The following is a 13671-nucleotide window of genomic DNA, read 5'->3' as shown; positions in this document are numbered from 1 at the left end:
GACGGCTCGAAGGGTTGCTGGTCCCGTCCCTGTTGCCACCTACAGAGTAGTACGCCTGTACGACAATCGGCGAGGGCCGATCGCAGAAGATGGATGACTAGGAAGGTTGGTCATGGCGCTGAGCAGGGCTTTCCGCCCACATTGCCGAATCTTATAGATCAAGGAGCCGCGCAAGCGCGGCGCACCGCCCGCACTCGACCTGCTGGCGGCGCGGGCGCCGGAATCGGCCGGCGCGGGCGGACAGGCAGACGACCTGTGTCTGGGTCAGGCTGAGCTACTACGAGCCAGACCCGTCGGGCAGTTCGCCGAGCCTGACCAGCCGAGAGCGAATTCCGCCCTCGACTCGCCCGAACTCCTTGGAGAGCTGAGGGATCGTGGCCCCGGCGCGGAAGCGCTCGCGCAGGCGCTTCTCTTCCTCCTCGGTCCACCGGGCGTAGGCGTTCGGGTGCCTGGGCCGCCCCAACTGGGTCGCTGTACGACCGGGCAGCGGACCAGCTCACCGCTGGCCGGTGCGGATCAGCGCCTGCTGGATTCCGCGACGAAGACGCCGCGACCCGGGCGGCCAACCAGCACACCTTGCTCCCGCAACCTCGCCACCGCCCGGCTGATCGTCGACTGCGACACGTCATACTCATCCGCCAGCGCCCGCCCAGAGGGCAGCTGAGATCCAGGCGGGTATGTCCCGTCCTTGATCTTGCTTAAGAGCGCATCGAGCAGCTCGTCCATCGTGGGCGGAATAGGCACGCGGGGCCCCTTGCAGTCGGTTGGCCCACCCAGTATTGATCAGCCGTTTCGACGCAGGCAACACACGTAGCACGAGTGACACAAGTGGGTAGCTGACTCACAGACATGCTTGACATAGGTGACTCGGTGGCAATAGCGTCGCTCTCGGTGATGCGGTGCTGCTGCGGTCGGTTGGCGCCTCTCGTACCGGTCTCGCATCGCCGCTGAGACCTCACCTCCGCGCTCCCCCGGCGCGGCCCTGCCGCCGTACCCAAATAAGGCCGCAGGGCGGGGCGGCCTCCGCCGACCACAACCGGCGGAGACCGCCCCCTCCACCTCGACGCGATCCGATGAAGGGCGGTCACCGCGTGCGCAAGCTGATCCGCCGGCTGGTGAGCCGGCGCGAGGAGAGACACCCCAGGGAAGAAGACGACAGAAGGCTTCCCCTGCGGCCCTGGCAGATCCGTGACCGGTGCTTCAACGTCCGCCGGCGCGGCCTCGACCCCGTCGAGATCCGCGCCTTCCTGCACCGGGTGGCCGACGAACTCACCGTCGCGCAGACCGCCCTGGTCGCGGTGCAGGAGGAAAACGTACGGATCAAGAACGCCCTGCGCACCTGGCAGAGCGCCCAGTCGGCGCAGAGCTACCGATGAGCGACCGTTGGGTGATTCACCTGCCGGTCACCGCACCCGACCTGCTCCGCGCCCGGATCTTCGCGCGGACCGCCGCTCGGGTGCTGGCCCGGCTCAGCGCCCGGGTCGAGCCGGGCGGGGTGACCGTTTCGGCCGAGGACCAGCAGGGCGTACGCCATTTGGTCTTTTGCGATCGGCCGCTGCCCGACGGCGGCGGGCGGTGCGGGCTGCCGGTGGACCACACCGCACCCTGCGCGCGGCGCACGCCGTGGCTCAGCCGCCGCTGAAGACGACGATTGGGTGCCGGTCCGTCAGCGGCCGACGCTGGTGAATGACCGCTGGCCCATCGGGTACGCGGGCTGCGACACGCGAAGGATCAGGCCGGGAGCAGAGAGGCATGCGATGAAGGACCGAATCCTCAAGGGCTTGAAGAACAAGGCGAACACGATCATGGTCCGCCGAAGGCGCAGGGATTCCGTGATCACCAAGCCGGGCCGCTCCCGAAGGCCCGGCAGGCTCTTTCAGTGAGCGCGGCAGCTACGGCAGGGGGCGACGAGCCGCTCGCGGCCCGTCGCCCCCGTCACGCGCCGAGCTGATTAGCCGACGCCGCCGGCCCGGAAGGCCAGCCAGGCGTCGCTCATCCGGTCCGCCTGTCCGGCGGTGAACATGTCCATGCAGGAGTCCTGCGTGTAGTCCATGAAGTTGTGGATCGGGTCCAGCCCGGGAGCGGTGCAGGTGTCCGCGCCCACCGGGCAGTTGAACTGCGGGTGCGCCTCACGCGGGGTGTCCGCGACGTAGTCGCCGGAGGCGGCGCAGCCGTGCGCGAAGGTGTGCTCCAGCATCAGCCAGTGCCCGACCTCGTGCGTCAGCGTGTCACCCAGGGCGTACTTGCCCGCGGTGCCGCCCGGCATCGACTCGTCGAGCATCACCACGCCGTCGATGTAGTCGCGGCCGTTGTTGTAGCCCTTCGGGAAGTACGCCCAGCCGAGGAGCCCGCCGCCGATGTCGGCCGCGTACACGTTCAGGGTGCGGGAGTCGCCGGTGTACAGCGCCTTCTTCATGTCCCGCTCGTTCTTGCCCGGCACGACCGTGTACCAGTCGCTGTTGACCGTCCAGGTCGTGTCGACCAGGTCGAACCGGAACGGGGTGTCGGCGGCGTCCGCCGCCGTGCTGCCCGCGAACGAGTCGTTGAGCACCGTCATCTGGTTGGCGATCAGGGTGTTCCACCTGGTCGTCTCAGCGGCGGTGAGGGTGTGGTCGGAGACCATGTGGAAGACCGTCGGGATGGTGACGCTGCCGTTGGCCAGGCGCGGCGAATCCTTGATCACGCCGTAGGCGTTCGCCTCGTTCTTCGAGTACAGCTCCGGCTCCTGGGCGGTAGCGCCCTCGGCCACCCGGGCCGCGCTCTGCGCCTCAGCTCCGGGCGCACAGGCCGCGGCACCCGGGGAGGTGGTCGCGGGCGCTGCCGAGGCGACCGCCCCGGAAGCTCCGCCGGCCCCCAGGAAGGTGGCGGCGGTGGCGGTCAGGACCGCCAGTTGGAAAGCCGATCTTCTTCTGCGCATCCTTGCACCTTTCACATACGGGGAGGGAGGGTCACAAAGCGAGATGGACGAGGGTCGCCGCGACACAGGCGATTTACATCGTCGTCACGACATAACAACACGTCGTCGGCATTAGCAACAGCCCAGGACACGGAAGGATCGCCAGATCGTCGCCGTCACCGTGTCCGGACCTGCACCGTCCGTAGCGACGAGTCCGCACCGGTGTACGCCGTCGAGCCTGGGTAGATCCACTGGTAGTCGGTGCTGACGCTCGGCGTGTGACTCAGCGACAGATCCCCGGTGCCGCTGCTCGTCGCCGTACCCACCAGCGACCATGCCGTGGACCCCTCGGGCCGCCCGTACAACTGCACCGACACCCCCGCGATCGCTGCCCGGGTGTCCGCCCGGGTCAACTGGCCGGTCACCGACACGGAACTGCCGTAGCTCACCTGCTTCGCACTGCTGGAGATCGTCACCGCCGAACCGGTCACCGTCACCGTGCTGGGGCTGCTCAGCTTCCCCGACCGGTCCCGCACCCACGCCCCGAACGTGTACGTCGACCCCTCGGTCAGCCCGCTCACCGTCACGCTCGACCCGGTCCCCGCATAGGCGGCGGTGCCCGACGTCACCGACGACGGCGCCGTCGTCCCGGCGGCCATCCGCACGATCACCTGGTCGAGATCCGAGATCGACGGCACGGTCCAGGAGAGGCTCGCCGCCCGCAGCGCCCCGGTTGCCTTGAAGTCGCTCACCGGGCCCGGCGCCGCGTCCACCGTGCTGAACGTGCTGCTGAACCGCTTCGCCTGGGTCTCGCCCGAGGTGTCCCGCACGCCGTCCACCACCAGCCGGTACGGCGTGTCGGCCTGCAACGCCACCGCTGGCGTCACCCGCGCCGTGCGCGACCCGGCGTCGTACGACACGGACGCCGTCACCGCCGCCCCGGTCCGGCCGTGCACCAACCGCACCGTCGACGACGACACCGACTCCGGATCCAACGCCCGCTGGAAGGTCACCGACGGCACCGCGGCCGGCGCCACGTCCGAGGCGAAATCAGCCGGCGCGACATCCCGCACCCACAGCTGCGACCCGCCCCGCGTGGGGCCGTTGTTGTTCCACAGCACCACCAGGCCGTTGTTGTAGTCGGCGATCACCGCGTCCGTCCGGTTGTCGCCGTTGATGTCACCCAGCGCGAGGCCCTGGTGGGTGTAGCTCGACGCGTACGGGAGGTCGCCGCTCTTGATCGGCGTGCCGAGCCTGCCGTCGTCCGTCTGTGGCAGCACGCTCACCACGTTCCACCCGTGCAGGACGACCACGTCCAGGCGGGAGTCGCCCGTGATGTCGCCCGCCTCAACGGGCTGGGGAATGTCCCACACCGGGTAGAGCACCCCGCTGTCGAGCCCGCCGCCAGCGTTCTGCACGAGAACACTGACCTGGGAACTCGGCTTGTTGCCGCCGAACGTGGTGACGATGTCGGCGCGACCGTCCCCGCTCACGTCGGCGACCTCGATGCCATTGACGGTTTCGGGCGACGTCATGCCCGTCGCATGATCGGTTCGCGTCCACCCGGTGTCGGTCGGGTGGTAGACCCGGATCGGCGCGTTGCCGAGGTACGGCGGCGGCGCGCTGACGACCTCGAGCTTTCCGTCGCCGTCGACATCGCCCACTTCCGCCTCTCCCCCGCCCTCGGTGGAGACGGGGGTCGCCGTGAAGATGCCACCCTCGCCCTGCGTCAGCAGGGTGATGCCCGAGTCGCCAGCGGCGACCAGGTCGGTGTCGCCGTCGCCTTCCATGTCCCCGGCCACCGGGCTGCCCTTGCCCGGTAGCAGACCGGCGCTCTCCAGCGTTCCGGACGCGGTCTGCCGCAGGACGTTGATGCCGGCCACCGTGTTGATCGCGACGTCCTGGCGACCGTCGCCGTTGGTGTCGAGCACCGCGAAGAAGGGATGAGGCACGGCGTCGGTCGCGTAGCGCACCGGCGGGGCGAGCGTGCCGTCCTGCCGCTGCGCGAAGACGAACAGCTTGTCGTCGTTCTCCGAACCGGTGTAACCACTCGTCATCAGCAGGACGTCGTCGCGGCCGTCACCGGTCACATCCGCGACGTCGACGGTCCGCGCCTGCGCACCGACGCTGGCCCAGGCCGCCGGCTGGAACAGCGAGGGAGTGCCTCCGGTGGCGACCGCAAGGGTGTACGACCGGCTGTCGGCAGCCCCGTTGTAGTTGCTGACCGAGACGAAGTACGTGCCGGTGTCCGCCACGAACGTCAGCGTCTCCGCGCCGCCGGGGCCCGCCGAGTCGGCCTTGCCGATCAGACGCAGGTCGCTGTCGTACACCGACAGGATCGGGTCGGCGTTCTGGCCGATGCTGGCGTCGCGCGTCGGCGGCGTCACCGTGACGTCGACGGACTCCTGCCCAGTGGAGTCGAAGCGGTACCAGTCGACGTCGCCCTCGGCCGCCAGGCTCCCGGTGATCGAGGTGGCGAGGGCGGTCGCCCGGGCCGGCACATCGTTCGGCTCGCCCGCGCCCAGCGTCCGCGTCGGGAACTCCGCGCCCGGCGTGCCGCCCACCGCGCGGTACGCGTCGAGCACCCCGTACCCGTAGTACGGGTCGATGCCCCGCGGGCCGGCGTCCCGGGCCGTCGACCGAAGCTGGCCGATCACCTGCTCCGGGGTCCACGACGGATTCGCCGTACGCACCAACGCCGCCACGCCGGAGGCGATCGGCGCCGCGAACGACGTGCCGTCGCCCAGCGCGTACGTCTGATTCTGGCTGGTGGACAGGATGTCGAATCCGGGCGCCGCCACGTCGATGTGGTCGCCCCATGAGCTGAAATCGGTCAGGTTGCCGGCGCTGTCCGTGGCGCCGACGGCCAACACCTCGGGGTATGCCGCCGGATACAGCGGCAGGCTGCTCCCGTAGTTGCCGGCCGCAGCGACCACCAGCACGCCCCTGTCCGTGGCGTAGGTGACCGCGTCGTGCAGCACAGAACTGTCGGCAGAGCCGCCCAGCGACAGGTTCACGACCGTGGCGCCGTGGTCGGCGGCCCACGTGATCCCGGTCGCGATGGTGGAGTCGTTGCCTCTGCCGTCGGCACCGAGCACCTTGACCGGCATCACCCGTGCGGTCCAGGCCGCGCCGGCGATGCCGGTGCCGTTGCCGGTGTTGGCCGCGGCGATACCGGCCACCATCGTGCCGTGACCGTTGTCGTCCGAGGTCGTGCCGGCGGCGACGGCCGCCCCGGTGATCGCGTTGTAGCCATCCACCGTCACGCCGAGCAGATCGGGGTGCAGACCGTCGACGCCGGTGTCCACCACCGCGATGACCTGGCTGGTCGAGCCCTTGGTCAGGTCCCACGCCTGCGGCAGGCGCACCGTGTTCAGATACGACTGGCTGCCCGCGAAGTACGGGTCGTTCGGAATGGCTGCCGTCCGCCGCTCGTAGTCGAGCGACACCTCGGCCACCGCCGGGTCTTTGCGCAGCAGGCGCAGCAGGTCCGGCGCGGCCCCTTCGGTCCGTGCCTCGACATATCGGGTGCCCCGCACCGCATCGACCCGCCGGGCGCCCCGGCTCGTCAGCGCGCGGTCCTTCGCCGCGGCCGAGGCGCCGGTCTTGAACCGGACGAGGACCGCGTGTGGATCGAACTCGCGATCCTTGACCTCGCGCGGCCGATCCGGCCTCGGTAGCTGCTTGACTGCGGAATTGGCTGTCGGCTCCTGGCTCGCCGGCTGCGCCGCATGCGCAACCGAGACAGCCGAGCCGAGCAGAATCAGTGTGGACGCGGCCACGACCGCGTGACGAAGACCCATCGATCCCCCGTGATGACGAGTGCGGTGAGGGGAGTCTGCCAGACCACGCGTCGTCCCGCAGACCGCACACGCGACCGCGGCGGTTGCCATCGGCCTGGTCCCTCGCCAGGCAGCGGGGCGACGCCGACTGATCCGCCCGGCGGGGCTCAGAGCACGTGGCTGACCCGCTCGGCGGCGAGCCGGTCGGTGTCCAGGTTGGTGTGGACGACCACGGACGCGCCGACGGAGAGCGGGGCGAGCAGCCACTTCAGCGGTTGCTCATGCTCGGCGGCGTCGACCAGGAGGGTGTCACCGGCCCGCAGGCCGAGCTGGGCGGCGACCTCGTGCGCCAGCGCGCCCCACGCGCCGTAGCTGGTGCCGTCCGGGCTGGCCGGGTCGGAGGCGTGGACGGCGTGGTGGTCGGGTGGGGTGGCCGGGTGCCGGAGCACCTCGGCGGACCAGTCGAGCCAGCCGACCGGCACGTCGGTCAGCGACCCCGGCGCGGTGCCGACGAGGTAGCGGTGCGTCCCGTCGGGCACGTCCTCCAGCCAGTCGTCGAGCCGCTCCGGGGTCACGAAGACCGCGTCGTACGGCAGGTCGCCGCCGGGTTCGAGGACCGGCAGCCCGGCGGTGGCCCGGGGTCGGAACGACACCGCCAGCCCGACCGACCAGGCACCGAGCAGCACCGCCGCGGTACGCCAGTGCGGTGGCAGCAGCACCGCGACCCGGCTGCCCGGGCCCAGCCCGCAGCCGTCGCGCAGCAGCCCCGCGCTGCGCGCCGCCCAGTCGCCGAGCTGGTGCGCGGTCAGCGCGGTCCGCTCGCCGGTCGCGCCGTCGAGATAGGTCAGCAGCGGCGGCTGAGCCTCGTGGAGCCGGTCGACGCCGCCGAGGACGGGCAGGGCGGTGGACACGTCCATCTGACGCTCCTCCCTACAGAATCGCCCCACCCTAACGCCCGCCCCGGCCCCACCCGAGCAGGCCGGCGCCCGGCCCCCTCCATGATCGTTTGCGGCTCAGCCACTCGACCCGCCGACGGAACAACGGCTCAGCCGCAAACGATCATGGGCCCCACCCGAGGCCGCGCGTCGGGCGGTGATCACACGGGTAGTTCGGGGCCGCGGTCGAGCAGGGGGGCGAGCAGGTCGCCGAACTTCTCCACCCGCGTGAGCACCTCCCCCGCCGTGTACGGCTTCGTCGAGGGCCGCTTCCCGGCCGCGCCGGCCTCGACCTCGTCCCAGGTCAGCGGCGTCGACACCGACGGCACCGACTGGGCCCGCAGCGAGTACGGGGCGACCGTGGTCTTGGCCGCGTTGTTCTGGCTCCAGTCGATGAACACCTTGCCGGGCCGCAGGTTCTTGGCCATCTTCGACACGATCAGCTTCGGGTTCTCCTTCTCCAACTCCTGGGCGATCCGCCGGGCGTAATCAGAAACAAGATCGGAGGACTGGGTGCCGCTGATCGGGCAGCAGAGCTGCATGCCCTTCTTGCCCGACGTCTTCGGATAGGACTCCACCCCGTCGGCAGCCAGCCGGTCCCGCATCAGCAGGGCCACCTGGCAGCACTGCCGCAGCGCCGCCGGGGCGCCCGGGTCCAGGTCGACGACCATCATGTCGGGGTGTTCGCCGACCCGCCACTGCGGCGTGTGCAGCTCCAGGGCGGCGAGGTTGGCCAGCCAGACCAGGGTCGGCAGGTCGTCGGCGACCACGTAGTCGATGGTCTCCCGGCCCTTGCTCGACCCGGGGGCCGGCAGCGTCTCGGTGCGTACCCATTCGGGGGTGGCGGCCGGGGCGTTCTTCTCGAAGAAGGAGCCGCCGGTGACCCCGTTGGGGAAGCGGATCCGGGTGAGCGGCCGGTCGGCCAGGTGCGGCAGGAGCACCGGGGCGATCCGGGTGTAGTAGTCGATCACCTCGCCCTTGGTGAACCCGGCCTCGGGAAAGAGCACCTTGTCCAGGTTGGACAGCTCGAGCGGCCGGCCCTCGACGTCCACCTTGAGCCGTTCAGCCGGCATCGTCGACCTCCTCCGGCGGCTTGTCGGGGCGCAGGCGCAGGATGCGGGGGAACCGCAGCCGCCCGTCCGGGGTGCGCTGGCCGTACTTAACCTCCACCACGACCTGGGGTGTTACCCAGATCGCGCCGCGGGCATCCTCGCGCGGCACGTCGCCGGAGAAGGGCGAAGTCCCCGACCGGAGCGGCTCCAGCTCGCGCAGCAGCTCCCGCTCGATGGCCGCGCCGATCCCGCCGCCGACCCGACCCCGGTAGATCAGCCGCCCGTCCGGCCCGGGCACCCCGACCAGCAGGCCGCCGATCTTCCGGGCACCCGGTCGCCACCCGCCGACCACGAAGTCGCCGGTGACCTCCAGCTTGACCTTCACCCAGTCCGGCGAGCGCACGCCCGCCCGGTAGACCGCGTCGACCCGCTTGGCCATCACCCCTTCGAGCCCGTGCTCGCCAGCCGCCTCGTAGGTGGCGGGGCCGTCCGTGAAGGTCGGTGGGACGGCCCAGCGCGCGGCCCCCAGCCCGAGCGCCTCCAGCGCCGCCCGCCGCTCGTGCCAGGGACGGCCGGTCAGGTCCTCGCCGCGCAGCCGCAACAGGTCGAAGATCATGTACGTGACCGGGACGGTCGCCGCCAGCCGGGCCGCCTTCGCCCGGTCCCGCACGTGCATCCGTTCGGCCAGTGCGGTGAACGAGGGCTGCCCGGTCTGGTTCAGCAGGACCACCTCACCGTCGAGCAGGGCGTCGTCGACCTGCTCGGCCAGCGGGATCAGTTCCGGGTACGCGGCGGTGATCTCCACGCCGGAGCGCGCGTACAGGTGTTGCCGGGTGGCGGTGGGGGTGATGTCGGCGAGCGCGCGGACCCCGTCCCACTTGAACTCGTACGCCCAGCCGGCACCCACCGGGAGCTGCCCGGTCATCGCGAGCATCGGCTTCAGCGGCGCGCCGGGCACCTTCTGACTGTAGTTGGGCGGCGAAGAGCGTGCGTGCCGTTCGATCCTTTGCGATCCTGGGCAGAACCGGGGAGAGGAGCGCGGCATGCGGGCGATCTGGAAGGGAGCGGTGTCCTTCGGGCTGGTGTCGATCGGGGTGAAGCTCTACTCGGCCACCGAGGAGAAGGACATCCGCTTCCATCAGGTCCACCGGTCCGACGGTGGTCGGATCCGCTACAAGCGCACCTGCCAGGTCTGCGGCGAGGAGGTCACCTACGACGACATCGCCAAGGGGTACGACATCGGCGGCGGCGAGATGGTCATCCTGACCGACGAGGACTTCGCCGACCTGCCGCTGACCAGCTCACGCGCGATCGACGTGCTGGAGTTCGTCCCGGCCGAGCAGGTCGACCCGATCCTCTACAACAAGGCGTACTTCCTGGAGCCGGAGGGGACGGCGACCAAGCCGTACGTGCTGCTGCGCGACGCGCTCGCCGACTCGGAGCGGGTGGCGATCGTCAAGGTGGCGCTGCGCCAGCGCGAACAGCTCGCCACGCTGCGGGTCCGCGAAGGCGTGCTGCTGCTCAACACGATGCTCTGGCCGGACGAGGTGCGTACCCCCGACTTCGGCTTCCTGGACGAGGACCTGAAGGTCCGCCCGCCGGAGCTGGCGATGGCCAGCTCGCTGATCGACTCGATGGCCGGCGAGTTCGCGCCGGACGCCTTCACCGATGACTACCGGGCCGCGTTGCAGGAGGTCATCGACGCGAAGGTCGAGGGGCGCGAGGTGGTCCAGCCGGAGGAGGTGGAGGCCGCGCCGGCCGCCGCGGTGGACCTGATGGCCGCGCTGAAGGCCTCCGTCGAGCGGGCCCGGACGGCCCGGGGCGAGGAGCCGGCCGGCGGGGCGGGCGAGCCGACCCCGATCTCGGCGGCCCGGTCGGCGCAGAAGGCGGCGAAGGCACCGGCCAAGAAGGCCGCCGCGAAGAAGGCGGAACCGGCGAAGAAGGCCGCCGCGAAGAAGGCGGAACCGGCGAAGAAGGCCGCCGCGAAGAAGGCAGCGGAGAAGAAGGCCGCCAAGGCGCCCGCGAAGAAGGCGGCCGAGAAGAAGGCCGCGCCCCGCAAGACTGCCTGAGTACGGCTGGGCCCCGGTCGTCGCCGCCGGGGGCCCCGCCGCCCGCTCAGCCCCGGCCGAGCTTCTGGGTCGGGGTGATCCGGACGATCACCCGCTCCTCGCCCGGCTGCCGGAACGGGTAGGTGTCCTGCCCGAGGTACTTCTTCGCCATCCGGTCGATGTGCGCGTCGGCGCCCTCGGTGACGAACTCGGCGGTGCCCTTGATCCAGAGGGTGCGGAAGTCGTCCGCCTTGTCCACCACGGAAACCGCGACCACCGGGTTCCGCTCCATGTTGTTGTATTTCTGCCGCCCCTTGGCGGTGTTGAACACGATGTGCTCGCCGTCGGTGTCCACCCAGACCGGGGTGACGTGCGGGGTGCCGTCGGGCTCGATGGTCGCCACGTGGGCGAGCTGGGGCTCGGAGAGCAGGGCCAGGTCTTCGTCGGTGAGGATCGCCATGGTCTGGAACCTACCGCCGGGACCGGCCGCGCACCTGCCCGAACCGGGAGGAACGGGCCTCGTCGCGGCAGCGCGGGACAGAGTGACCGGGCGACCGGTCCGGGGCGGGCATCGACCCGGGTACCGTGTGCGCTGGCCACGGCACCGGGTCGCCGGGCCGGTCACCCACATCAGCAGGGGAGTTCAGGACGTGAGCGAGCGTACGGAGAACCGGTCGCCGGGCCAGGGCCCGGAGACGAAGGCGCAGCGCCGGCTGGCCGCGCAGCTGGCCGCCCAGAAGGCCGCCGAGGCGAAGAAGCGCCGGCAGGCGTGGCTGGGCGCGCTCGCCGGCGTGGCGGTCATCGCGGTGATCGTCGGCGTCTTCGTGGCCACTCGCGGCAACGACGACGCCCCCAAGCCGGCCGCGTCGTCCGCCGGCTGCCCGGGCGACTTCCCCCCTCTGCCCCAGGGCGCCGACCGGGCGCTCTGCACCAAGCCCCAGGCGGGCAAGGGCGAAGGCACGCTGAGCGGCCTGAAGGCGGTCCCGCTGATCCGGGGCAACGGCCCGGCCGCCCAGCCCGGCCAGCAGATCACGGTGAACTACGTGGGCGTGTCGTACAAGTCCGGTGAGGAGTTCGACGCCTCCTGGAAGCGCTCGGAGCCGTTCTCGTTCGTGCTCGGCCAGGGCAACGTCATCCCGGGCTGGGACCAGGGCATGCAGGGTCAGACCGTCGGCAGCCGGGTGCAGCTCGACATTCCGGCCGACCTGGCGTACGGCGACAAGCCGCAGCGCCCGGGCGCGCCGTCCGGCCCGCTGCGCTTCGTCGTCGACGTGCTCGCCGTGCAGTAGCCCACAGAGGTCTTCCCGGCGATCACCTACTGCCAGTAGGTTCGGGGTCACCGTGGGCGGTCGGTCCGTGCCACGGTGACCCCTTTCCTGTGCGGAGGTGCACGTGCCGGCACTGGACGACCCCGGGCGGACCGCCCGGTTGATGTGGACGCATTTCGAGCCCCTGCACGCGGTCACCTACTTCCACCCTCGAGCCCGGGCGGCGTACGAGGCGGTCGGGCTGCGCGGCTACTGGCGGGGCTACTTCGCCGGCCGGGCCGCCCCGCTCGGCCCGACCTCCGCCCCGCCGGTGATCGCCGCGTTCTTCAGCTTCGCGCCCCGGATGGTGGCCCGGGCGCTGCCCTCGGTCTGGCGGCTGGCCACCCCGGAGGAGGCGCTGCGCGCCCGGCTCACCGGCGCGGTGCAGGCGCTCGCCGAGTTCACCTACGAGCTGCCCGAGTCGCACCTCGTGGAGGCCGCCGAGCTGCTCGAGGAGGCCGCCGGCCGGGTGCAGACCGCCGGCCGGGTGCTCGGCGCGGTCAACGCCGCCCTGCCGGCGGGCGAATACCCGCTGGCCCGGCTCTGGCAGGCCGCCACCACGCTGCGCGAGAACCGGGGCGACGGGCACGTCGCCGCGCTGGTCACCACCGGGCTCGACCCGATCGAGGTGCTGGCCTGGCGCTGCCGGGTCGACCAGTCCCGGGAGTTCCACCAGCTCGCCCGGGGCTGGACCGACGAGGAGTGGACGGCCGCCGACGAGCGGCTGGTCGCGCGCGGCTGGCTGACCGCCGACCACGCCCCGACCGAGCACGGCACCGGCACGTTCCGCGCGGTGGAGGAGGCCACCGACCGGGCCGCCGCCGGCCCGTGGGAGGCGCTCGGCGCCGAGCGCACCGAGCGGCTGCGCGAGCTGCTCGACCCGATCGCCCGCCGGTGCCGCACGATCATTCCCCGGCAGAGCCCGATGGGCCTGCCGGCGACCCAACGGAGTTGAGCCACCGGCGACCACGGCAGGATGGGGCCATGGCGGTGGACGCGGTGATCTTCGACCTGGACGGCGTGATCGTGGACTCGGAGCCGGTCTGGGAGGAGGTCCGGCGGGCGTACGTGGCCGCGCACGGCGGCACCTGGCAGCCGGACACCCAACGTCGGCTCATGGGGATGAGCACCGGCGAGTGGGCCGGATACCTCAGCGGCGAGCTGGGCGTCGACCGGAGCGCCGGCCAGGTCGCCACCGAGGTGGTGGAGGAGATGACCCGGCGGTACGCGGAACGCGTACCCCTGATCGACGACGCCGACGCGGTGGTGCGGCGGATGGCCGCGCGGTGGCCGCTGGGGCTGGCCAGCTCGTCGCCGACCCGGCTGATCGCGGCGGCGCTGGCCGCCACCGGCCTCGCCGACGTGTTCGGCGCGACCCTGTCCACCGAGGAGACCGCGCGGGGCAAGCCCGCGCCGGACGTCTGGCTCGCCGTGGCGGAACGGCTCGGCGTCGACCCGACCCGCTGCGTCGCGATCGAGGACTCCTCCAACGGGGTGCGCTCCGCTGCCGCCGCCGGCATGCGGGTGGTGGCGGTGCCGCACGGGTCGTACCCGCTGGACCCGGACGCGGCGGCGCTCGCCGCCGCGCTGCTCCCCTCGGTGCACGCCCTCACCCCGGACGTGGTGGACCGGCTCGGCTGAGCCGCACCGG

At 71.7% G+C, this 13671-nt stretch carries 13 protein-coding genes; 6 read left to right on the top strand and 7 right to left on the bottom strand.

Annotation, left to right across the window (positions count from 1 at the left end):
* Positions 1–516 precede the first annotated feature (516 nt).
* Positions 517–726 (bottom strand): winged helix-turn-helix domain-containing protein, encoded by a 210-nt coding sequence (locus tag V6U81_RS14760; RefSeq protein ID WP_334489508.1) that lies wholly within the window; start codon positions 724–726, stop codon positions 517–519.
* 377 nt (positions 727–1103) lie between these two features.
* Here V6U81_RS14760 and V6U81_RS14755 point away from each other — a divergent pair, with 377 nt between their 5' ends.
* Entirely contained in the window at positions 1104–1376 is a 273-nt protein-coding gene (locus V6U81_RS14755; RefSeq protein WP_420884026.1) for a DivIVA domain-containing protein, read from the top strand.
* Complete coding sequence (locus V6U81_RS14750) at positions 1373–1642, top strand: hypothetical protein (RefSeq protein ID WP_334489506.1); 270 nt, start codon at positions 1373–1375, stop codon at positions 1640–1642. Before V6U81_RS14755 ends, V6U81_RS14750 begins: the two co-directional genes overlap by 4 nt.
* Positions 1643–1951: 309 nt before the next feature.
* Here the strand turns inward: V6U81_RS14750 and V6U81_RS14745 are convergent, their stop codons facing one another.
* From V6U81_RS14745 to ligD (V6U81_RS14725), 5 genes are all read right to left on the bottom strand, one after another.
* Entirely contained in the window at positions 1952–2917 is a 966-nt protein-coding gene (locus tag V6U81_RS14745; RefSeq protein WP_334489504.1) for a zinc metalloprotease, read from the bottom strand.
* Between the two features lie 155 nt (positions 2918–3072).
* A complete protein-coding gene (locus V6U81_RS14740) occupies positions 3073–6435 on the bottom strand; it encodes a S8 family serine peptidase (RefSeq protein ID WP_334489502.1) in 3363 nt (1120 codons plus the stop codon).
* 410 nt (positions 6436–6845) lie between these two features.
* On the bottom strand, positions 6846–7595 hold the full coding sequence (locus V6U81_RS14735; RefSeq protein WP_334489500.1) for a TIGR03089 family protein: 750 nt from the start codon (positions 7593–7595) through the stop codon (positions 6846–6848).
* Between the two features lie 179 nt (positions 7596–7774).
* Positions 7775–8686: a non-homologous end-joining DNA ligase gene (ligD, locus tag V6U81_RS14730; protein ID WP_334489497.1), complete on the bottom strand. Its 912-nt coding sequence runs from the start codon at positions 8684–8686 to the stop codon at positions 7775–7777.
* Positions 8676–9623 carry a non-homologous end-joining DNA ligase gene (ligD, locus tag V6U81_RS14725; RefSeq protein WP_334489495.1) on the bottom strand — a complete coding sequence of 316 codons (948 nt, stop codon included), beginning with the start codon at positions 9621–9623 and terminating at the stop codon, positions 8676–8678. Before ligD (V6U81_RS14725) ends, ligD (V6U81_RS14730) begins: the two co-directional genes overlap by 11 nt.
* Before the next feature lie 85 nt (positions 9624–9708).
* Between ligD (V6U81_RS14725) and ku the strand changes: the two genes are divergently transcribed.
* On the top strand, positions 9709–10734 hold the full coding sequence (ku, locus tag V6U81_RS14720; RefSeq protein ID WP_334489493.1) for a non-homologous end joining protein Ku: 1026 nt from the start codon (positions 9709–9711) through the stop codon (positions 10732–10734).
* Positions 10735–10780: 46 nt separating this feature from the next.
* Here the strand turns inward: ku and V6U81_RS14715 are convergent, their stop codons facing one another.
* Positions 10781–11173 (bottom strand): PPOX class F420-dependent oxidoreductase, encoded by a 393-nt coding sequence (locus V6U81_RS14715; protein ID WP_334489491.1) that lies wholly within the window; start codon positions 11171–11173, stop codon positions 10781–10783.
* Between the two features lie 190 nt (positions 11174–11363).
* Between V6U81_RS14715 and V6U81_RS14710 the strand changes: the two genes are divergently transcribed.
* From V6U81_RS14710 to V6U81_RS14700, 3 genes are all read left to right on the top strand, one after another.
* Positions 11364–12002: an FKBP-type peptidyl-prolyl cis-trans isomerase gene (locus tag V6U81_RS14710; RefSeq protein ID WP_334489489.1), complete on the top strand. Its 639-nt coding sequence runs from the start codon at positions 11364–11366 to the stop codon at positions 12000–12002.
* Between the two features lie 142 nt (positions 12003–12144).
* Positions 12145–12975 carry an SCO6745 family protein gene (locus tag V6U81_RS14705; protein WP_334489590.1) on the top strand — a complete coding sequence of 277 codons (831 nt, stop codon included), beginning with the start codon at positions 12145–12147 and terminating at the stop codon, positions 12973–12975.
* A gap of 29 nt (positions 12976–13004) precedes the next feature.
* Positions 13005–13661 (top strand): HAD family hydrolase, encoded by a 657-nt coding sequence (locus V6U81_RS14700; protein WP_334489487.1) that lies wholly within the window; start codon positions 13005–13007, stop codon positions 13659–13661.
* The last annotated feature ends 10 nt before the right edge of the window (positions 13662–13671 follow it).

The sequence above is a fragment of the Micromonospora lacuserhaii genome, assembly GCF_036902735.1.
Taxonomy (GTDB): Bacteria; Actinomycetota; Actinomycetes; order Mycobacteriales; family Micromonosporaceae; genus Micromonospora.
This window is presented reverse-complemented; position numbering and strand designations above follow the sequence as displayed.